The organism is Achromobacter sp. EB05 (assembly GCF_044232075.1).
Lineage (GTDB): Bacteria > Pseudomonadota > Gammaproteobacteria > Burkholderiales > Burkholderiaceae_B > Achromobacter > Achromobacter dolens.
The window spans coordinates 5,841,529-5,862,167 of the sequence record NZ_CP155917.1; the positions used below are offsets into that span (position 1 = coordinate 5,841,529).

The following is a 20,639-nucleotide window of genomic DNA, read 5'->3' on the forward strand; positions in this document are numbered from 1 at the left end:
TTGGACCGCGGCGGCAATGCGCTCCGTCATGCATCCTGGCCGAAGGCCCGCGTGAAGAAATCCACGCCGCCGAAATTGCCCGACTTCAAGGCGATGCTCAGGCGCGCCCCTACCGCCGACGCCTGGCCGGCGCACCACGGCACGCCGGGATCGATCTGCTCGCCGATGGCGAGCTGCGTCAGGCCCAGCGCCTGCACCACCGCGCCCGAGGTCTCGCCGCCGGCCACGATAAGCTGCCGCACGCCGAGCCGCGCCAATCCCGCCGCGATCCGCGCGATCGCGTCCTCGACCAGCGCGCCGACGCGCGCCGCGCCCAGGCTGGCCTGCGCCGCCTGCACGGCGTCGGGCCGCGCCGTCGAATAGATCAGTACGGGGCCGTCGCGCAGGCGCGGCGCGGCCCAGGCCAGCGCATCCGCCACCACGTCGTCACCCGCGGCGATGCGCAGCGGGTCGAGCGCCAGTGCCGGTCCGCCCGCCGCGATGAACGCGGCGACCTGGCCCTGGGTCGCGATCGAGCAACTACCCGCCACCACCGCCTGCGCCCCCGACTCGCGCGGCAAACCGATCGCCGCGCCCGGCGCCAGGCCCCAGTTGACCGGCAGGCCGATTGCCACGCCCGAGCCCGCCGTCACCAGCGGCATGCCCTTGAGCGCCGGCCCCAGCGCCAACAGGTCGTCGTTGGAGATGGCATCGACGATGGCGATCTCCACGCCCTCTCGCCGCAGCGCCTCGATGCGGGTCCGAATCGCGTCGCTGCCGCGCGCCACCACGGCGTAGTCGATCAGCCCGACTTTGCGCCGGGTCTGCGCCGACAGCACGCGCACCAGGTTGGCATCGCTCATCGGCGTCAACGGATGATGCTGCATTCCCGATTCGTTCAGCAGCACGTCGCCGGCAAACAGGTAACCCTTGAACACCGTGCGCCGGTTGTCGGGAAACGCCGGCGTGGCGATGGTGAAATCGCTGCCCAGCGCCGTCAGCAGGGCGTCGGCGACCGGGCCGATATTGCCCTCGGGCGTGCTGTCGAAGGTAGAGCAATATTTGAAATAGATCTGCTCGGCGCCCTGCGCCCGCAGCCAATCGAGCGCGGCCAGCGACTGCGCCACGGCTTCGGCGGCCGGCAAGGTGCGGGTCTTGAGCGCCACCACGACCGCGTCGGCGGGCGTCTCGAGCGCGCCGACCGGCACGCCGATGGTCTGCACCGCGCGCATGCCGGCGCGCACCAGGTTGTTGGCCAGATCGGTGGCGCCCGTAAAGTCGTCGGCGATGCAGCCCAGCTTGATCGTCATGCGGACTCCGGCAGAGTGATTCCTGGAAAGATCTTGATGACCGCGCTGTCGTCCTCGCGCCCGTGCCCCGCGGCCGACGCCTGCATGAACATCTGGTGCGCGGTGGAAGCCAGCGGCAGCGGAAACTTGCTGTGGCGCGCGGTGTCCAGCACCAGCCCCAGATCCTTGACGAAGATGTCCACCGCCGACAACGGCGTGTAGTCGCCCGCCAGCACATGCGCCATGCGGTTCTCGAACATCCAACTGTTGCCCGCGCTGTGGGTGATGACCTCGTATAGCGCGTCGGCATCGACCCCTTCGCGCAGCCCCAGCGCCATGGCTTCGGCGGCGGCGGCGATGTGCACGCCGGCCAGCAACTGGTTGATGATCTTGACCTTGCTGCCCGCGCCCGCGCGGTCGCCCAGGCGATAGACCTTGCCCGCCATCGCCTCCAGCACCGGACCGCATGCCGCGTAGGCGGCCGGCGAGCCGGCGGTCATCATGGTCATCTCGCCCGCCGCGGCCTTGGCCGCACCGCCCGAGATCGGCGCATCCAGGTACAGCACGCCCAGGGCAGCCAGGCGCGCTTCCAGTGCGCTCGACCAGGATGGATCCACGGTCGAACACATCACGAACACGCTGCCTAGCCGCAGCGCCGCCGCCAGGTCGCCGTCGCCGAACAGCACGTTCTCGGTCTGCTGCGCGTTCACCACCACGCTCACCACCACATCGCAGGCCGCGCCCACCGCCGCCAACGTATCGCAGGCCACGCCGCCCTGTTCGGCGAACGCCGCCGCCACGCCTGGCCGGATATCGTAGGCATGCACCCGATGGCCGGCACGCCGCAGGCTTTGCGCGATGCCAGCCCCCATGGCGCCCAGGCCAATCACGCCGACGTCGCGCGCGGCATTCTCATGATGGTTCATACCGTTCCCCGCAAGTCGTCGCCGATGTAGGCGCGAATGATCTCGGCGAAATCGCTGTCGCCTTCCAGGCCCAGTCGCGCGGCCCGCCCCGTGTCCCAGCGCCCCGGCCAACTGCCGACGATGGCTTGCACCCGCGGGTCGACCTGCCAGTTGATGCGGTCGGCGACCGCATCGCCCGCGATCTCGCGCAACGCCCGCGCCATCTCGGCCGCCGTCACCGAAACGCCCGGCAGATTGATCGGCCGGCGATCCGCCAACGCCGCCGCATCCAGTTCGCAGCCCGCGATCAGCGCCTGCACCGCGCGCCGTGGCGACAACAGCCACAGGCGCGTATCCGGCGCCACCGGGCAGGCTGCCGGCTCGCCATTGAGCGGCTCGCGGATGATGCCGCTGGCGAACGACGAGGCTGCCGCGTTGGGCCGGCCCGGGCGCACGCTGATGGTCGGCAGCCGCAGCGCGCGGCCGTCGACGAAGCCGCGCCGCGTGTAGTCGGCCAGCAGCAGTTCGGCGATCGCTTTCTGCGTGCCGTAGGAAGACTGCGGATTGAGCGCGGTGTCGTCGCGCACGGTTTCGGGCAAGGCGCCGCCGTAGACTGCCACCGAACTGGTGAACACCACGCGCGGCCGGTGGCCGCGCTGGCGGCAGGCTTCCAGCAACGCCCGCGACGCATCCAGGTTGATCCGCATGCCAAGGTCGAAATCGGCCTCGGCCTGGCCGCTGACGATCGCGGCCAGGTGGAAGACCGCCGCCGTATCGGCGTCGATCGACGCGTCCAGCACCGCCGGGTCCGCGATATCTCCCTGGACCGAGCGCACGCGGGTGTCGTTGATGGCGTCGCTGCGGGTGACGTCGAGCAGGTCGATCTGCGTGATGGGCTCGGGCGCGCCGCCCAGCGCCAGCCGCCCGTGCTCCAACAGTCCGCGCGCCAGGCGCTGGCCGAGAAAGCCCGCGCCGCCGGTGATCAATATCTTCATCGCTCGCCTCCCGCGAGATGGGGTCGGGCCCACGCCAGGCCCGCCGACGTCGCGCCCTTGGGCCGGTATTCGCAGCCGACCCAGCCCGTGTAGCCCAGCGTGTCGATCAGCGCCAGCAGGTAGGGGTAATTCAGTTCGCCCAGGTCCGGTTCGTGCCGGTCCGGCACCCCCGCGATCTGGATGTGGCCGATGCCCGCCATGTCGCGGCGCAGTTTCACCGCCAGGTCGCCCTCGACGATCTGGCAGTGGTAGCAATCGAATTGCACGAGCAGGTTGTCGGCGCCGACCTCGGCGCGGATGGCCTGCGCTTCATCCTGGCGGGTCAGGAAGAAGCCGGGCATGTCGCGCGGGTTGATCGGTTCGATCACAATGGTCACGCCAGCCGAGGCCGCGGCGTGCGCCGCGCTCTCCAGATTGCGCAGATACGCCTCGCGGTGGACGGCGCGGTCGCTTCCCGGCGCCACCAGGCCCGCCATCACGTGCAGCCTGCGGTTGCCCAGTGCCGCCGCATATTCCAGCGCCAGATCCAACCCGCGGCGGAACTCGTCCTCACGCCCGGGCAACGCGGCGATGCCGCGCTCGCCCGCCGCCCAGTCGCCGGGCGGCGCGTTGAACAGGGCCTGCGACAGGCCGTGATCCTGCAGCCGCGCGCGGATCTCGGCGGCTGGAAAATCGTAGGGGAACAGGAACTCCACCCCCTGGAAACCATCGCGCGCCGCGGCGCCGAACCGGTCCAGGAAAGCGTGCTCCGCATACATCATGCTCAGGTTCGCGGCCAGGCGCGGCATCTCGTTGTCTCCTTGTGTGAGCGGGCTGCATCGCCGCAGCCCGCCGGCGCGCACGGCGCCCCCGTGTCAGTAGCGCGCGCCGAAGGTGGCGCGCAGTTCCTCGATGGCGGCCTCGGACAGCGGCGCGGGGCGCGGATCGGCCATCAGCCACAGCCGCGCGGTCTCTTCCAGTTCCTCGAGCGCATAGGACGCATGCGACACCGAGCGTTCCCACACCACCGGCCCGAGACGCTCGAACAGCGCCCCGCGCACCTGAGCGGCCAGCGCGGCCACCTGCGCCGCCGCCACCGGATCGCCGGGGCGGCGATAGGGAATCAGCGGAATGCGCCCGACCTTCATCACCTGGTACGGCGTGATCGGCGGCAACACCTCGTCCTCGCGCCACACACCCGCCAGCGTCAGCGCGACCAGATGGGTCGAATGAGTGTGCACGACGCCGCGCGCGGCGGGGTCGGCCTGGTAGATGCCCTGGTGCAGCGCCAGGGTCTTGGAGGGCTTGGCGCCCGAGACCCAGTTGCCGGCCAGGTCGACCTTGGCCAGCTCGGCCGGGTCCAGGCGGCCCAGGCAGACATCGGTGGGCGTGATCAGCCAGCCGTCGTCCAGCCGGGCGCTGATGTTGCCGGCCGCGCCGACGGTGTAGCCGCGCTGGTAGAGGCTGGCGCCGACCGTGCAGATTTCCTCGCGGATGCGGGTTTCCGGGGTCATCACGCGCCCGCCACGAGGCGGCCGCGGGCGGCGGAAAGCGGGTACGGCATGGGGCACTCCCTGTACATATTCATATGGTCATCATACAAATTTTGCAGAAAATCCCGGTAGCGGGATTACCCGGAATGCCCCGTCGGATTCAGACCGAGTAGTGGTAGTTGCAGTTGACCGTGGCCTTGAGCGGCTGATTCGCGCCCGGTCCGCCCGGACGCGGCCCGGTGAGCTTGGCCTGGAAGGTGCCCACCACGGCGCCGGTGCCATCTTTCTTGACCGCCACGCTGGCCGGCAGCGCATACAGCGTCAGCGGCCAGACCTCGTCCGGCGCCACCAGGGTGAAGACGCCCAACGGAAAATCCGACACGACATAGGCGGGATCCCGGTCCGCGTCGAATCCCAATGTGGCGCCGACATACGTCAGCGTCAGCTTGAGCTCTTCCGAAGACGGCGACGGGATGACGCCGCGCAGCGCGACCTTGCCACTCTCCGACACACACGACAATTCGGCGGGCGCCGAGCCCGCGTGGGCAACGCCCGCCAGCAGCAGACAGGACAGGAACCAGGGGGCATGCAGCTTCATGGGACGGGCTTCCTCGGAGCGGCCGGCGGATCCGCGGCCTTGGACGATCTTCGAGCCGACATATTAGCGGCCAACAATCCGCGCTCAAAGGCCGGCGGCAGGCAATGCCAGCGTTCGCATACAAGTCGTAATATGCGGCGCCGCCGAACGGGCTAGGATGCCGGCATCGATCCGTCCGTTTCCCGGAGCCCCCATGAGCGCCTTCCGATCCCTCGCCTGCGCCGCCCTGCTGCTGGCGGCCACCGCCTCCCACGCCGAGACCGTGGCCCTGCGCGCGCAGAGCGCCACACCCGGCATCGAACCGCAGACCAAAATGCGCTTCGTCGACGTGGTGCTGCAACCCGAGAGCCGCCAGGTCCTGGCCGACTTCACCCGCAACCGCGTCGGCAAACGCGTACAACTGCGTTCGAACGGCGTGCTGCTGTCCTCGGCCACGCTGCAAAGCCCGCTCGAGGGCGACAGCTTCCGCATCGTCGCCGGCGAGCACGGTTTTGGCGGCAAGTCCGCCGACGACATCGCCAAGGGCATCATGTCCGGCGGGGGCCTCACCGTGGACGACGAAGGCGGCGCGCCAAACGATGCCGGCACCCGCCCCACCCGGCGCGCGCCCGCCTCGGGCGCCGGCCTCTGACCCCCCCGGCCTCGCCGCAGGCCGCCGATCGCATCCACGCGCGGCAGGCCTCAGCGCCCGTTGGTGCCGGCGGATCGGGTGCAACCAGGCCTGCTGCGGCAGCGTATTGCCGCTTTCGTCATTCGCGATAAAACGCCACTGGTCGGCGGGCCGCACGCATAACCTTTGGTTATGGTCGCACCCGCACCACTCATTTGAACCTGTCGCCCGTCGCGCCCACACTCTCACCGTCCAGCGCCAGGCTGCCCGATGCGGCCAGGCGCCCTGGACATGGGACCGCTGGGCATCCACGCCTGCCGCACGGCAGGACGGGATCACAACAATAGGCCAACACCGCCGGATGCGCAGCGCGTCACGGCCCGGCCACAGATCGATAGGGACGGAGAAGACATGACCACATTGACACAGACGGCGGCGGCGCCACGCCCGCCCGCCGGCGGCTCGTTGCATCCTCGCCGGCGCAATGCCGCCATCGCGGTATTCCTGGTGGGCCTGGCCATCGCGCTGTACACCCATTTCACGCTGCCCGGCCAGACCAGCCTGTGGGGCCTGACGCCCGTGCTGGTGTTCGCCATCATCGCGCTGCTGGGCGTGGACATCGTGCTGTCCACCATTGCCGCCATCGTGCTGGGCGCCATCATGACCGGCACCACGCCCATCGCCATGGGCAAGCTGCTGGCCGACTCGCTCGGCTCGTTCATCGCGGTGGTCGGCCTGATCATCGTACTGGGCGCCGGCGTGGGCGAGGTCGCCTCGCGCACCGGCGCCGCGGAACAGATGGTACGCGCCATCGTGCGCCGCATCGGCCTGTCGAACCAGGTGCGCGTGCGCCTGGGCATCATGGTGGCCTCGACCCTGATCTGCGGCGCGCTGGGCACCCTGGCCGGCGGCAACGCCATCATTGCCGCGGTGGTCATCCCGATCGCCGCCGCCGTGCGCCTGTCACCGCCCACGGTGGCCGCGCTGTTTCAGACCGCCGGCTCCGCCGGACTGGTGCTGGGCCCCTTCACGCCCAACGTGGTCACGGTGACCGGCCTGACCGGGCTGAGCTATCCGCAATACCTGCTGGTGGCGGGCATCCCGATGGCCGTGGCGACGCTGCTGGCCGGCTGGTTCATGTCGGGGCGCATCCAGAAAATGACCGAGGCTGGCCACCAATACGAGGAAGCCGGAGCCGGCACGGCCGCCTTCGACCTCGATGCCGCGCCCGCGCGCAGCGCCATGCGGGCGGCGTGGGCGTTCTGCCTGACCATCGTTCTCCTGGCGATCGTCGGCGTGCTCGCCAAGGCGGGTTATGCCTTCGCCATCATCGTCATGGTGGCGCTGGCCACCACCACCGGACTGGCCGGCGGCATGGGTCCGCGCGCAATCCTGCAGGCGATGTACGCGGGCGCCGGCAAGCTGATCTGGATCTTCTTCCTGTTCTGGCTGTTCAATCCGGTGCTGGTGCTGGTGGACCAGCTCAACGCCTACCACGCCGTGCTGGAGCTGGCCAAGCCGCACCTGGCCGGCATCAGCGGCGCCATGCTGTGCGTCATCGTGCTGTGGTTCAACGTCATCGGCCACATCCCGGGCGCGGCGGTCGCGCAGATGACCTTCACCGCCAAGATCTTCGGCCCGCTGCTGGCGGCCGCCGGCGTCGGCCCCGCGGCCACCACGGCGGTTATCCTGGGCAGTTCGCAGATCGACTGGTTCGGCCCCTTCCCCACCTCGGACATGTTCGGCCAGATGGGCCTGGCGCGCTCGGGCGAGCTCAAATACATGCTCTACAACGGCTGGGCGGTGATCCTGGTGAACCTCTGCCTGTTCTCGTCCCTGTTCTTCTTCCTGGTCTGAGGAGATCGACCATGTTCCCCTTGGGATCGCAACCGCTGGACCGCAACGCCTTGCGCCAGCACGTCGACGCGGCGCTGGCGCCCTTGCTGGCGGCCACGCCCGCGCGGGTCTCGCTGAGCCTGCGCGACCTGGACGGCGGCATCGTGCTGGCGCACCACGCCGACCGCGTGCAGCCATCGGCCAGCATCATCAAGGTGCCCATCCTGCTGGCGCTGCTCGAAGCGGTGGCCAAGGGCCGCTACGCGCTCGAACAGCCGCTGGCCATGCCCGCAAGCGCCGAGCGCGCCGGCGGCACCGGCATCCTCGCCCAGTTGCCCAGTGTCACCACCCTGTCGCTCGCCGAACTGGCGCGGCTGATGATCGTGCTCAGCGACAACGTCGCCACCAACGCACTGATCGAGCTGCTCGGATTCGACGAGATCAATCAATGGAACCAACGCGCCGGCCTGCCGGCGAGCCGGCTGCAACGGCGCATGATGGACGCCGCGGCGCGCGAGGCCGGGCGTGACAACTTCACCAGCGCCGAAGACGCCACCGCCTCGCTGTGCTGGATGCTGCGCGACGGCGCGCTGCCCGCGGCCTTGCGGACATTCGCGCTCGACCTGCTGGCCGACCAGCGCGAACGCGCCCACTTCGGCGCCGCGCTGCCCGCCCCCGCCCATCTGGCCAGCAAGGCCGGACAGTTGCCGGGCCTGCGCCATGACGCCGGCATTCTCACCGTGGCCGACCGCAGCGTGGTGCTGGCGGTGCTGGCCGACGGCTTTACCGACTGGCAGACCGCGCAGACCCTGCAGGGCGGCGAGGGCGCCGCGCTGCTGGGGCAGATCGCGCGCGAGGTGGCGCTGGGCCTGAAGTCCCAGGCGCAAGCACACTGACAAGGGGGACCCGCATGTCCATCAGAGTGGCAGCCATACAGCTCGACAGCCGCCGTGACCGCGACGCCAACCTGGCCGCGCTCGAACATTGGATAACGGCCGCGGCCAACGACGGCGCGCAACTGATCGTCACGCCCGAATACAGCGATGTGCGCGGCGACACACCAACGCTGCGCGCCGCCGCCAGTCCGATCCCCGGCGCGGTCACGGCGCGCATCGCCGCGCTGGCGCAGCGCCACGCTTGCTGGATCCACCTGGGCTCGATGCATGAACGCCTGGCGGACCAGGACCGGCTCGGCAACACCGGCGTCACCTTCGCCCCGGACGGCAGCATCGCCGCCTCCTACCGCAAGGTCCACCTGTATGACGCGGTGGTCGACGGCACCCCCTACCGCGAATCCGCCGACTTCGCCCCGGGCACGCGCCTGCGCACGGTCGAAGCGGCGGGCCTGACGCTGGGCCTGAGCATCTGCTACGACCTGCGCTTTGCCGAGCTGTATCGCGCGCTGCGCGCACGCGGCGCCAACGCGCTGGTGGCGCCCGCGGCCTTCAACCTGCACACCGGCCGCGATCACTGGGAAATCCTGCTGCGCGCCCGCGCCATCGAGAACCAGTGCTACGTGATCGCCGCCGCCCAGATCGGCGGCGACGGGCCGGGCCTGCCCTGCCTGGGCCGCAGCATGATCGTCGATCCCTGGGGCACGGTACTGGCCTGCATGCCAGACCGCACCGGCTACGTCATGGCCGACCTCGACCCGGAGCGCGTCGCCACGCTGCGCGCCGGCCTGCCGGCCTGGGACCATCGCCGCACCGATCTCTACCCGGGTTGACCCGCGCCGCGAGAGAAAACGGCCGGCGTCGTTGCCGGCCTTCCCTGCTGCGCACCCACCCTGACGCCGCCGCTCAATAGCGCGCCCGCCCCTCGCCCATGCGGGCGCCCATGACCATTTCGGTCACCCAGTTCACCAGTATCGAGGTATAGGCGCGTTGCGCCGGTTTTTCCGTCAGCGCGTGGTCGGCGCCGTCGATGATCCGGTGCGTCAACGAGTGCGATCGGCGAAACGCGGAGCGATAGCTCATGATGGTCGAATGCGGGATATAGCTGTCGTGTTCCGCTTCCACCAGCAGCACGTCGCCGGCGAACGCCGTGCACGCCTTCAACGCGCGGTTCTCTTCCGGCGGGACGTAGACGCTGCGATAGGCGCGCAGGGTCTCGCGATCGAGCTGGTTCTTGGGCACCAGCCATTCGTCGTCACGATACAGGGCAGGCACATGCAGCGCCAGCCAGCGCACCGGACGCAGCGTACTCAACAGGGCCGCCAGGTAACCGCCGTAGCTGCTGCCCACCACGGCGATCGAACCGGAGTCCAGCGACGGATGCTGCGCCAGCCGGTCATAGGCCGCCACCACGTCGCGCAGATTGTCCTCGCGCGTCACCTCGCGTTGCCGCGCCTGCGTGGCGGCGTGTCCGCGCAGATCGAAGGTCAGGCAGACGCAACCCAGCGCGGCAATGCCCTTGGCGCGCGACAGGTCGAACTGCTGGCTGCCGCCCCAGCCGTGGATGAACAGCACCCCCGGCACCTTGTCTTCCGGGGTGAGGAACGTGGCGTCCAGCAACACGCCGTCCACGTCGAGCGCGAGCGGACTGCTATGCGCCGCCATCGGCCGCCTCCAGGATGCCGCCCGACTTGCTGATGGGTCCGACCGCCGCGTCGTGGCCGTGGAACACCAGGCGTTGCGCGATTGGCGGCAGTTCGTCGGCGCCATAGCGCTCGCGGGTTGCGGCGCGCACTTCGCGCAGCACGGGCGAGAGCGCAAAGGCCTGCATGGCGGCCAGTTCCGCGATGCTGGCGCCGCCCGCGCGCCACGATTGCTCCAGCACGCCCGCGCGCGGCCGGCCATCGGCGCTGAGACCAAACGCCACATCGTAATTGCGCCGCGAAGCAATCAGCGCGGGATAGGCGGCCGATACCGCCGCGTCATACTGGCACGCCAGGTCGATCGCCCGGCGTTCACGGTCGGCGAGATCCAGCCGGCGCAAGGCATCGAGGCCGCCCCGCGCCACGCGCAGTTCCGAGCCGCCGTACACGAGGCAGCCCGCATTGTCGGGCGTCAGCGATTGCGTGCCGACGTAGGCGATCTCCATTTCTCCCACCTTGGACCAGCCCACGCTGCAGGTTTCGACTTCGTTCAGGTCCTCCTCGATCACCAGGCCGAGCCGTCCCATCGTCCGCGCGCATTGGCGCTCCAGGGCCTGCCGCAGCGCATCCGCATCCGATGCGACCTCCTGCCCGCGCCCGGCGGTCGCATCGGCAGGTTTCAACCGCACCGACCCGCGTTGCAGCAGCCGCAGGCCACCAGCCAGCGCGTCTTCCGGGCGGAACGCCGTGTAGCCGGCAAGCACCGCGTCACCCAAAGCATCCGCCAGCGAGGCAACCCAACCCGCTGGCGCCGGCGCATCCGGCCGCGCCAGGCCATGGCTGATGGATTTGGTGGCGACGAAGGCATGCGGCACGACGCCCCCATAGAGGTCGGCGATGCCGGAGATACCCAGGATGGTTGCGCGCGCCGCCCCGGCGATACTGCGGTCAGGCACGTAATACGGAACCGGGCCGCCGCGATGGCGACTGGGCCGGTAATCGGGAACATGGCGCCCGCCCAAGAGCGCGGCCAGGCGCGCCGCCAGGGCGTCATGCGACGCCACTTCGTGCTCGGACGCCCGGGCACGGCGAGGATAAGCGACCACGAGCGGGCCGTCTGCGAGAGAAAACGAGTTCATGGGCCCCACGCCAGCAAACGGCGTGCCCACGCAAAAAAGCCGGCAACGCTTGCGCGGTACCGGCTTTCAGCCAAAGGTGTCGGAAAACACCTTCAAGAATTCGACCACAGATAAGTGGTCGGGGCGAGAGGATTCGAACCTCCGACTCCTGCGTCCCGAACGCAGTACTCTACCAGGCTGAGCTACGCCCCGAGTCTGGGCATGGGCTTATACATTTCCCACACCCTACAGCTACTGACTTCGTTGCGCTCAGTGCAACCAAATCAACTTCCCGCTTCGGCTTGAAGGTTTTGCCCTTCCCGCCTCGTGAATTCCAACCTTGCTCAAAGCAGCGCTTGCAGTGCCGTTTTCAGCTAGCGATCTCGATTCACCGCGAAAGCGCAGAATTCTAACAGAGAATTTAGAAAAGGGGAAACGGGATACGAAGAAAGTGCTTCGCGAGCCCGATTCGCCTCGGCCACGGCGGCCTGGCGGGCATGCTCCAGCGCGTCCGTCGCCTGGATGGCGGCCGCCACGGCGGCGAAGTCGGCGTCGCCCGTCTTGATGGCGTCGCGGATCAACTGCTGCTGCGCCGGCGTGCCCACTTCCATCACGCGGATCAGCGGCAGCGTGGGCTTGCCCTCGCGCAGATCGTCGCCCACGTTCTTGCCCAGCGCGGCGGCATCGCCGTTGTAGTCGAGCACGTCGTCGACCAACTGGAAGGCGGTGCCCACATGGCGGCCATAGGCGGCCGCGGCGGCTTCCTGCTCCGGCGTGGCGCCGGCCAGCACCGCCCCCACCTGGGCGGCGGCCTCGAACAGCTTGGCGGTCTTGTAGCGCACGACCTGCAGGTAGCGCTCCTGCGAGACATCCGGATCATGCACGTTCAGCAACTGCAGCACCTCGCCCTCGGCGATCACCGTGGTGGCCTCCGACAGGATGCTCATGATGCGCATCGAGTCGGCCTCGACCATCATCTCGAACGAGCGCGAATAGAGATAGTCGCCCACCAGCACGCTGGCGGCGTTGCCGAACACCGCGTTGGCGGTCTCGCGGCCACGACGCAGGTCGGACTCGTCGACCACGTCGTCATGCAACAGCGTCGCCGTGTGAATGAATTCCACGACGGCGGCCAGCAACTGATGATGCGTCCCTTCGTAGCCCAGCGCGCGCGCCACCATCAGCACCATCGCCGGACGCATGCGCTTGCCGCCGGCCCCGATGATGTAGTCGCCGATCGTACGGATCAGCACCACATCGGAATTCAGCCGCTCGCGGATAACCGCATCGACGGCTTTCATATCGTCAACTATGGGAGCAATGAGCGCGGGGAGATTCAAGACGTATCCGGAGAGTGAAACGAGCCATATGTAACAGCTCTTACCGCTGGGCCGCCGGGATGGCGGGGGGGATTCGACCAGCGATTATACGGGCTGCCAGGAACAGGAGCCGGACGTAGCGACGCCCCTGCCCGGGGCGCGGACTCCCCCTGCGCCACCCCACTCCGAACCGCCCCGCCCCCGTTTTTTCGGCTGCGCGCCACCCCGACGCGGCGCCCCGGCCACACCTAAGCCCTTAGCCTGCAAGCGCTTTTTGACTTTTCCCCAGCCGCGGGCTAATATCCCGGATTCGGTCAGAGATGCCCGAATTACGTCGGTGAATTACGCGCGCTTGATCTTGGCAACCCCATCTTGGCAACCCCAATCTTGGCAACCCCAGGCAAGCACTGCCGGCCCAGCAGGGCCGGCAAGCGAATGAGCCCATTTACCTATTTAAGGAATACCCCATGTACGCGGTCGTAAAAACCGGTGGCAAGCAGTACCGTGTTGCCATTGGCGAAAAACTCAAGGTAGAACAGATACCGGCTGACATTGGGCAAGAAATCACCCTGGATCAAGTGCTGTCCGTGGGCGAAGGCGACCAACTGAAAGTTGGTACGCCCCTCGTCGCCGGCGCCGTGATCAAGGCAACGGTTCTTGCGCAAGGCCGCCACGACAAGGTCAAGATCTTCAAGATGCGCCGTCGCAAGCACTATCAGAAGCGTCAGGGCCACCGTCAGAACTACACCGAAATCCGCATCGAAGCCATCACGGCCTAAGACGCGACTCGGCACCACATTAGCAGGAGCTAAACATGGCACAGAAAAAGGGCGGCGGCTCTACGCGAAACGGACGCGACTCAGAATCGAAGCGTCTGGGCGTCAAGGCTTTCGGCGGTGAACTGATTCCCGCTGGTTCGATCATCGTGCGTCAGCGCGGTACCCGTTTCCACGCTGGCGTGAACGTCGGCATGGGCAAGGACCACACCCTGTTCGCGCTGATCGACGGCAAGGTTCAATTCGGCTTCAAGGGCGCGTTGAACAAGCAAACCGTTTCGATCGTCGCCGCCGAGTAATCCTCGACGCAGCACGGTCCGGCCAGCGGCGCGGTTGCCTCAGCGACCCGCCGCCAGCCAGAACGGCAAAGCCCTGTCGCACGCGGCAGGGCTTTTTTTCCTTCGGGCCACCGCAAATGCGTGGCGGCCCTCGCCGCGTTGCGGCGACTCCCTATCTCATACACGCGCAGACATCATGAAATTCGTAGACGAAGCCACCATCGAGGTCGTCGCCGGCAAAGGCGGCAATGGCGTGGCGAGCTTTCGCCGCGAAAAATTCATTCCCAAGGGCGGCCCTGACGGCGGCGACGGCGGACGCGGCGGCAGCATCTTTGCCGTGGCCGATCGCAACATCAACACGCTGATCGACTTCCGTTACGCGCGCCTGCACCGCGCCAAGAACGGCGAAAACGGCCGCGGCTCGGACCAGTACGGCGCCGCCGCTCCCGACATCACGCTGCGCGTGCCCGTCGGCACCATCATCCATGACGCCGAGACCGGCGAAGTCCTGTTCGACCTGAACCGCCACGACCAGAAGGTCGTGCTGGCGGCCGGCGGCCAGGGCGGCATGGGCAACATGCACTTCAAGTCCAGCGTCAACCGCGCCCCGCGCCAATGGACCCCCGGCAAGGAAGGCGAACACCGCTACCTGCGCATGGAACTGAAGGTGCTGGCCGACGTCGGCCTGCTGGGCCTGCCCAACGCCGGCAAGTCCACGCTGATCACCCGCATCTCGAACGCCAAGCCGAAGATCGCCGACTACCCGTTCACGACGCTGCACCCGAACCTGGGCGTGGTGCGCACCTCGCCGTCGCGCAGCTTCGTCGTGGCCGACATCCCCGGCCTGATCGAAGGCGCCTCCGAAGGCGCCGGCCTGGGCCACCTGTTCCTGCGCCACCTGGCGCGCACCCGCGTGCTGCTGCACCTGGTGGACGTATCCACGCCCGATCCCGACGCCGATCCGGTGGAGCAGGCCGTGGTCGATGCCCGCGCCATCGTCGAGGAACTGCGCCGCTACGATCCCGAGCTGGCCGCCAAGCCGCGCTGGCTGGTGCTGAACAAGCTGGACATGGTGGCCGATCCCGAGGACACCAAGCGCCGCTTCATCGAGCTGTACGACTGGAAAGGCCCGGTGTTCGGCATCTCCGGCCTGTCCGGCGACGGCACCCAGGACCTGATCTACGCGCTGCAGGACTACCTGGACGCCGAGCGCGAAAAGGAACAGTTGGCGCAGGATCAGGCCGACGGCACCTACGTCGCCGAAGATCCGCGCTTCGACGACACCCGCACCGACGCCGACAAGAGACCGGCCGCGCCGCGCGGCGACGAATAAGCCATAATCGCAATCTCGTTCGATTACGCCTTTTCTCGCGCCGCAGCCCGCCGCCATCATGTCTGCCGAATCACCCGCCGTTTCCGTCGTCACCCACGCCCAGCGCCTCGTCGCCAAGGTCGGCTCATCGCTGGTCACCAATGAAGGCCGAGGCCTGGATCGCGCCGCCGTGGCGCACTGGGCAGCCCAGATCGCCGCGCTGCACAAGCAGGGCAAACAGGTCGTGCTGGTCTCCAGCGGCGCCATTGCCGAAGGCATGGCCCGCCTGGGCTGGCGCAAGCGGCCGTCGGTGATGCACGAACTGCAGGCCGCGGCCGCCGTGGGCCAGATGGGCTTGTGCCAGGCCTACGAAGCGGCGTTCGCCGAATACGGCCTGCGCACCGCGCAGATCCTGCTGACCCACGAAGACCTGGCCGACCGCCACCGCTACCTGAACGCGCGCAGCACGCTGTTCGCGCTGCTGCGCCTGGGCGTGGTGCCGATCGTCAACGAAAACGACACGGTGGTCACGGACGAAATCCGGCTCGGCGACAACGACACGCTCGGCGCGCTGGTCACCAACCTGATCGAAGCCGACACGCTGATCATCCTGACCGACCAGCGCGGCCTGTACGATTCCGACCCGCGCAAGAATCCGGACGCCAAGTTCATGGCGCACGCCCAGGCAGGCGACCCGGCGCTGGAAGCGATGGCCGGCGGCGCCGGCAGCGGCATCGGCACCGGCGGCATGCTGACCAAGGTACTGGCGGCCAAGCGCGCGGCGCACAGCGGCGCGCACACCGTGATCGCCTCGGGTCGCGAACGCAACGTGCTGACGCGCCTGGCGCAGGGCGAATGCATCGGCAGCGAATTGCGCGCCGTGTTGCCGGTCTGGTCGGCGCGCAAGCAATGGCTGGCCGACCATCTGCGCCTGCGCGGCCGTGTGGTGCTGGACGACGGCGCCGTGCAGGCATTGCTGCGCGAAGGCAAGAGCCTGCTGCCGATCGGCGTGGTCGATGTGGAAGGCGAATTCGGCCGCGGCGACGTGGTGGCCTGCGTCGATGGCCAGGGCCGCGAATGCGCCCGTGGCCTGATCAATTATTCGTCGGCCGATACCCGCCGCATCCTGCGCCAGCCGTCATCGCAGATCGCCCGCATCCTTGGCAGCATGACCGATCCCGAACTGATGCATCGCGACAACTTGGTCGTGCTCTGACGGATACCGCCGCTTGGCCATGAAGCAAGGCGCCCACATGGGCGCCTTTTTCAATACGGCTGCATGGCCGTTTTTGTCGCGAAGCCCGCGCGGCGGCAACGGCCGTGCATGGTCATCGCCCACAATCCCCGGATGGACCGGACTATTGATGTTCGGCCGGCACGCCTTGTGGCAGCAGCATGTAGCCCCACCCTCGCACCGCCAGGACGGGCAGGTCGATATTGAGACGGCGCGCCTTGGAGCGCAGACGCGACACCAGCACGTCGACGCGCCGCGCGCCATCCATGGGATCACGCGTGGCATCGGGAAAGAAGCCTTCACGCGGCAGGCACTGGTGCGGCGCGTTCAACAGGCTGACGAAAAAGGCGCGCTCGGTGTTGGTCAGGGGCAGTCGTTCACCGGCGGGCCCTGCCAGCATGCGGCTACGGCCATCGACGCGCCACCGCGGCATGCTGTCGGCCGCGGGATGCTGGCAACGAATCAGGTTGCGCAGGACGGCGTCCCATTCGGGAATGTTCGCCTGTGGCGGCACGCACACATGGGCGCCCGCATCGAGCGCGGCGATGCGGGCCGGCGCGGAATCTTCCGGCGACTGCCAGACCACGGCGCAACTCGGCGCGGCGCGACGCAGCGCGGCAATCAACTGCGGCAGGTCGTCAGCGGTGCCCCGCAACACGACGACATCGGCGGGTTCATTGCGCAGGCGCGCCAGCAGCCCCTCGGGGGATCGGCACAGGCCGACCTCCCACTGAAATTGACGTAAGGTATGCACGAACTTGTTGCATGCCATTCCACCAAGTTGCACGACGAGGACGTAACCTCTTTCCTGCATGTGAGCGCCTCTTCGAACTTATCACTTAAGTAATATTTATATCCACCAAAGTGCCTACGGCGCAAGCTTCAATCGACGCGTGAAGACTTTTTCAGACCGACTGAAGCACGCCCGTCTTTTGCGTGGCCACACGCAGAAAACCTTGGCGCGCCTGACCCGCCTGTCGCAAAGCGCGATCGGCAGCTACGAGAGCGGGCTGCGGCATTCGAGCCGTTCCCTGCGCAAACTGGCGCAGGTATTGAAGGTGGAACTCGAGTGGCTGGAGACCGGCAAGGGTCCCATGGAACTGCCCATGGAGAGCTACGACCTGAGCGACACACTGCCCCCCACCGGCGTCTCGGAACCGCTGCCCCGTGCCATCGCGCGGCGCGGGCGGCCGTTGGCGCCCTGGCCCTACGCGACGATCTCGCCCGCGATGCTCGACACGCTCACGGCCGAGGATCGGGTGGCCCTGGAGGCGGTGACGCTGGCCTTCATTGAAGCCATGACGGCGCGTCGCGGCGTCAAGCCGCGCGGCCGCAAGAACTGAGGAAACGGCTGAAGCAGGACAAAAAAAACCCGGCATGGCCGGGTTTTTTTGTGCCAGGACAGCTCAGGGCTTGGCGGGCGCCGGGGCCGGCGCGGGCGCGCTTTCGCCACGGATCTTGGCGGCGATGTCGGAAGCGGCTTGCGCCGACGGCACGCCGAAGGCCAGCACGCCGCGGTTCAGCGGTTCGCCGATGCGGGGCGCGGCGATCAGTTCACGATCGATCACCAGCGCCAGCATATTGCCGACGTTCTTGGTGCTGATGTCGGTCAGTTTGCGCGTGCCGGCTTCCGAGAAACGCAGACCGACAAAATTGGCGCCCTGGCGATCCACGAGGGCGGCGGCTTCGGTCAGGTCGGCGCGCGTCAGCACGGGCTGCTGCTGCATGTACAGCTTGCCGTCGGGCAGGCTGACTTCGACCAGCCCAGGCGCGGATTGGGTCTGGGCCACGTAGAACTCGACCACCGAGGCGGTGGCGGGCTGCTGCTGCCCGGAGGATTGCTGCTGGCCGGCCGCATCGGGCGTGGCGGCGGCGCCGGATTTGGTCGGGGCGGTCTTGCAACCCGCAAGCGCAAGGGTCATGACCACCAGGGCGGGCGCCAGTTTGCGTAGGGTAAGTTGCATGCTCGTTTCCTTCTTGGAGTGGACTGAAGCCGGCAGGCTGACCGCCGACTGACCAAAAAAGTGTACAGAACCTGTATGGCACTGTCTCCGCAGACTGATTCCAAATGTAAAGCGGTACTACCACCATGGGCGGGCACGACGGACCATGGCTGCCGCAACGCAGCATCGGCCGCCGTTCGCGCGGCGGCCATGCAGGCTCTATACTTCGCTTTCGCGCAGGGGTACTCGTCGCGCCAGAACGGCACGACGTGTTGAGAGAGTCCCTTCGTACCAGTACGGATAATGCCGATGCTGGGAGCCGTATTTCCGCCATGCCCGCATGGCGGGAGTCCATTCCCGATCGGCTCCAAACCATTCGCTTGGAGCTTTCCATGAACGCCAATCCCAAATTCCTGGCCGCCACCGCCGAAGTCGACGCGGCCGCGGTCGCCCCGTTGCCCAAATCCCGCCGGGTCTACGAGGTCGGTTCCCGTCCCGACATCCGCGTCCCGTTTCGCGAGATCGAGCAGGACGACACGCCCACCATGTTCGGTGGCGAAAAGAACCCGCCGCTGACCGTCTACGATTGCAGCGGCCCCTACACCGACCCCGACGTCAAGATCGACATCCGCCGCGGCCTGCCGGAAGTGCGCCGCGCCTGGATCGACGAGCGCGGCGACACCGAAGTGCTGTCCGGCCCGACCAGCGAGTACGGCAAGCAGCGCCTGACCGATCCCAAGCTGACGGCCATGCGCTTTGACCTGCAGCGCCCGCCGCGCCGCGCCGTGGCCGGCGCCAACGTCTCGCAGATGCACTATGCGCGCCGCGGCATCATCACGCCCGAAATGGAATACGTGGCGATCCGCGAAAGCCTGCGCCGCGAGCACTACCTGCAGACGCTGCGCGACAGCGGTCCGGATGGCGAGAAGATGGTCAAGCGCCTGCTGCGCCAGCACCCGGGCCAATCGTTCGGCGCCGCCATCCCGGCCGCCATCACGCCGGAATTCGTGCGCGACGAGATCGCGCGCGGCCGCGCCATCATCCCCGCCAACATCAACCACCCGGAAGTCGAGCCGATGGCGATCGGCCGCAATTTCCTGGTCAAGATCAACGCCAACATCGGCAACTCGGCCGTCAGTTCGGGCATCGGCGAGGAAGTCGAGAAGATGACCTGGGCGATCCGCTGGGGCGGCGACACGGTCATGGATCTGTCGACGGGCAAGCACATCCACGAAACGCGTGAATGGATCATCCGCAATTCGCCGGTGCCGATCGGCACGGTGCCTATCTACCAGGCGCTGGAGAAGGTCGACGGCAAGGCCGAGGAACTGACCTGGGAGATCTTCCGCGACACGCTGATCGAGCAGGCCGAACAGGGCGTGGACTACTTCACGATCCACGCCGGCGTGCGCCTGCCGTTCATTCCGATGACGGCGGACCGCATGACGGGCATCGTCTCGCGCGGCGGCTCGATCATGGCCAAGTGGTGTCTGGCGCACCACAAGGAGAGCTTCCTGTACGAGCGCTTCGAGGAAATCTGCGAAATCATGAAGGCCTACGACGTCAGCTTCTCGCTGGGCGACGGCCTGCGCCCGGGCTCGGGCTATGACGCCAATGACGAAGCCCAGTTCGCGGAACTGAAGACGCTGGGCGAGCTGACGCAGGTGGCCTGGAAGCACGATGTGCAGGTGATGATCGAAGGCCCGGGCCACGTGCCGATGCAGATGATCAAGGAAAACATGGAGCTGCAGTTGGAACACTGCCACGAGGCGCCGTTCTACACGCTGGGCCCCCTGACGACCGACATCGCGCCGGGCTACGACCACATCACCTCGGGCATCGGCGCGGCGCTGATCGGCTGGTACGGCACGGCGATGCTCTGTTACGTGACGCCCAAGGAGCACCTGGGGCTGCCGAACAAGAAGGACGTGAAGGACGGCATCATCACGTACAAGATCGCGGCGCATGCGGCGGACCTGGCCAAGGGCCATCCGGGCGCGGCGATCCGCGACAACGCCCTGTCAAAGGCGCGCTTCGAGTTCCGGTGGGACGACCAGTTCAACCTGGGCCTGGATCCGGATACGGCCAAGGAGTTCCACGACGAGACGCTGCCGAAGGATTCGATGAAGGTGGCGCACTTCTGCTCGATGTGCGGGCCGCATTTCTGCAGCATGAAGATCACGCAGGATGTGCGCGATTATGCGGCGTCGCAGGGCGTGACCGAGAAGGAAGCGCTGCAGAAAGGCATGCAGGAGAAGTCGATCGAGTTCGTGAAGAAGGGAGCCGAGGTTTATCACCGGCAGTGATCTTTTGAGCGGATTTCGCTTTTGCCGGGCTGGGCGCTGATGGCGGTGGCTTGGTGGACTTGAGGCGATATGAAAGGCCTGGATGCGTTGCTCCAGGCCTTTTTGTTATCCGTGGTGTTTTTTTTGCGGAGTT

General features: G+C 67.7%; 21 protein-coding genes and 1 tRNA gene. 10 read left to right on the forward strand and 12 right to left on the reverse strand.

Annotation, left to right across the window (positions count from 1 at the left end; translation table 11 throughout):
• Positions 1-26: 26 nt before the first annotated feature.
• The 6 genes from otnK to AAID08_RS26635 all read right to left on the reverse strand — a co-directional run bounded on the left by otnK (position 27) and on the right by AAID08_RS26635 (position 5,238).
• A complete protein-coding gene (gene otnK / locus AAID08_RS26610) occupies positions 27-1,289 on the reverse strand; it encodes a 3-oxo-tetronate kinase (RefSeq protein ID WP_116793417.1) in 1,263 nt (420 codons plus the stop codon).
• Complete coding sequence (ltnD, locus tag AAID08_RS26615) at positions 1,286-2,194, reverse strand: L-threonate dehydrogenase (protein WP_269874881.1); 909 nt, start codon at positions 2,192-2,194, stop codon at positions 1,286-1,288. The genes otnK and ltnD overlap by 4 nt, the downstream gene beginning before the upstream one ends.
• Positions 2,191-3,168: a D-erythronate dehydrogenase gene (denD, locus tag AAID08_RS26620; RefSeq protein WP_054500457.1), complete on the reverse strand. Its 978-nt coding sequence runs from the start codon at positions 3,166-3,168 to the stop codon at positions 2,191-2,193. The genes ltnD and denD overlap by 4 nt, the downstream gene beginning before the upstream one ends.
• Complete coding sequence (otnI, locus tag AAID08_RS26625) at positions 3,165-3,956, reverse strand: 2-oxo-tetronate isomerase (protein ID WP_054500456.1); 792 nt, start codon at positions 3,954-3,956, stop codon at positions 3,165-3,167. The genes denD and otnI overlap by 4 nt, the downstream gene beginning before the upstream one ends.
• Positions 3,957-4,022: 66 nt before the next feature.
• Positions 4,023-4,661 carry an aldolase gene (locus AAID08_RS26630; protein ID WP_116793419.1) on the reverse strand — a complete coding sequence of 213 codons (639 nt, stop codon included), beginning with the start codon at positions 4,659-4,661 and terminating at the stop codon, positions 4,023-4,025.
• 139 nt (positions 4,662-4,800) lie between these two features.
• Positions 4,801-5,238, reverse strand: coding sequence for a hypothetical protein (locus AAID08_RS26635; RefSeq protein WP_054429354.1), 438 nt, complete (start codon positions 5,236-5,238; stop codon positions 4,801-4,803).
• A gap of 193 nt (positions 5,239-5,431) precedes the next feature.
• Here AAID08_RS26635 and AAID08_RS26640 point away from each other — a divergent pair, with 193 nt between their 5' ends.
• The 4 genes from AAID08_RS26640 (at position 5,432) to AAID08_RS26655 (ending at position 9,410) form a co-directional block, all read left to right on the forward strand.
• Positions 5,432-5,869, forward strand: coding sequence for a hypothetical protein (locus AAID08_RS26640; protein WP_054500454.1), 438 nt, complete (start codon positions 5,432-5,434; stop codon positions 5,867-5,869).
• Positions 5,870-6,259: 390 nt separating this feature from the next.
• Complete coding sequence (locus tag AAID08_RS26645) at positions 6,260-7,705, forward strand: gluconate:proton symporter (protein WP_064526981.1); 1,446 nt, start codon at positions 6,260-6,262, stop codon at positions 7,703-7,705.
• A gap of 11 nt (positions 7,706-7,716) precedes the next feature.
• A complete protein-coding gene (locus tag AAID08_RS26650) occupies positions 7,717-8,580 on the forward strand; it encodes a serine hydrolase (RefSeq protein ID WP_395757130.1) in 864 nt (287 codons plus the stop codon).
• Positions 8,581-8,594: 14 nt separating this feature from the next.
• A complete protein-coding gene (locus AAID08_RS26655; protein WP_395757131.1) occupies positions 8,595-9,410 on the forward strand; it encodes a carbon-nitrogen hydrolase family protein in 816 nt (271 codons plus the stop codon).
• Between the two features lie 73 nt (positions 9,411-9,483).
• Here the strand turns inward: AAID08_RS26655 and AAID08_RS26660 are convergent, their stop codons facing one another.
• The 4 genes from AAID08_RS26660 to ispB form a co-directional block, all read right to left on the reverse strand.
• Complete coding sequence (locus AAID08_RS26660) at positions 9,484-10,242, reverse strand: alpha/beta hydrolase family protein (RefSeq protein WP_395757132.1); 759 nt, start codon at positions 10,240-10,242, stop codon at positions 9,484-9,486.
• Complete coding sequence (locus AAID08_RS26665; RefSeq protein ID WP_395757133.1) at positions 10,229-11,359, reverse strand: DUF3182 family protein; 1,131 nt, start codon at positions 11,357-11,359, stop codon at positions 10,229-10,231. The genes AAID08_RS26660 and AAID08_RS26665 overlap by 14 nt, the downstream gene beginning before the upstream one ends.
• 115 nt (positions 11,360-11,474) lie before the next feature.
• Positions 11,475-11,551, reverse strand: a tRNA-Pro gene (locus AAID08_RS26670).
• A 161-nt stretch (positions 11,552-11,712) separates the two neighbouring features.
• Positions 11,713-12,678, reverse strand: coding sequence for an octaprenyl diphosphate synthase (ispB, locus tag AAID08_RS26675; protein ID WP_395757134.1), 966 nt, complete (start codon positions 12,676-12,678; stop codon positions 11,713-11,715).
• Positions 12,679-13,124: 446 nt separating this feature from the next.
• Here ispB and rplU point away from each other — a divergent pair, with 446 nt between their 5' ends.
• From rplU to proB, 4 genes are all read left to right on the forward strand, one after another.
• A complete protein-coding gene (gene rplU / locus AAID08_RS26680) occupies positions 13,125-13,436 on the forward strand; it encodes a 50S ribosomal protein L21 (RefSeq protein ID WP_006389960.1) in 312 nt (103 codons plus the stop codon).
• 35 nt (positions 13,437-13,471) lie between these two features.
• Positions 13,472-13,732 carry a 50S ribosomal protein L27 gene (gene rpmA, locus AAID08_RS26685; protein ID WP_006216229.1) on the forward strand — a complete coding sequence of 87 codons (261 nt, stop codon included), beginning with the start codon at positions 13,472-13,474 and terminating at the stop codon, positions 13,730-13,732.
• A 175-nt stretch (positions 13,733-13,907) separates the two neighbouring features.
• Positions 13,908-15,044, forward strand: a complete 1,137-nt coding sequence (gene obgE, locus AAID08_RS26690; protein WP_054500449.1) for a GTPase ObgE — start codon at positions 13,908-13,910, stop codon at positions 15,042-15,044.
• A gap of 58 nt (positions 15,045-15,102) precedes the next feature.
• On the forward strand, positions 15,103-16,239 hold the full coding sequence (proB, locus tag AAID08_RS26695; RefSeq protein WP_064524041.1) for a glutamate 5-kinase: 1,137 nt from the start codon (positions 15,103-15,105) through the stop codon (positions 16,237-16,239).
• A 142-nt stretch (positions 16,240-16,381) separates the two neighbouring features.
• Here proB and AAID08_RS26700 read toward each other — a convergent pair whose 3' ends face one another.
• Positions 16,382-17,071, reverse strand: coding sequence for a winged helix-turn-helix domain-containing protein (locus tag AAID08_RS26700; RefSeq protein WP_240317331.1), 690 nt, complete (start codon positions 17,069-17,071; stop codon positions 16,382-16,384).
• A gap of 79 nt (positions 17,072-17,150) precedes the next feature.
• Between AAID08_RS26700 and AAID08_RS26705 the strand changes: the two genes are divergently transcribed.
• A complete protein-coding gene (locus AAID08_RS26705) occupies positions 17,151-17,600 on the forward strand; it encodes a helix-turn-helix domain-containing protein (RefSeq protein WP_162876648.1) in 450 nt (149 codons plus the stop codon).
• 63 nt (positions 17,601-17,663) lie between these two features.
• Here AAID08_RS26705 and AAID08_RS26710 read toward each other — a convergent pair whose 3' ends face one another.
• Positions 17,664-18,221 carry a hypothetical protein gene (locus AAID08_RS26710; RefSeq protein ID WP_054500446.1) on the reverse strand — a complete coding sequence of 186 codons (558 nt, stop codon included), beginning with the start codon at positions 18,219-18,221 and terminating at the stop codon, positions 17,664-17,666.
• A gap of 371 nt (positions 18,222-18,592) precedes the next feature.
• On the opposite strand from AAID08_RS26710, the gene thiC reads away from it, so the two are divergent.
• Positions 18,593-20,506 carry a phosphomethylpyrimidine synthase ThiC gene (gene thiC / locus AAID08_RS26715; protein ID WP_054500445.1) on the forward strand — a complete coding sequence of 638 codons (1,914 nt, stop codon included), beginning with the start codon at positions 18,593-18,595 and terminating at the stop codon, positions 20,504-20,506.
• Positions 20,507-20,639 lie beyond the last annotated feature (133 nt).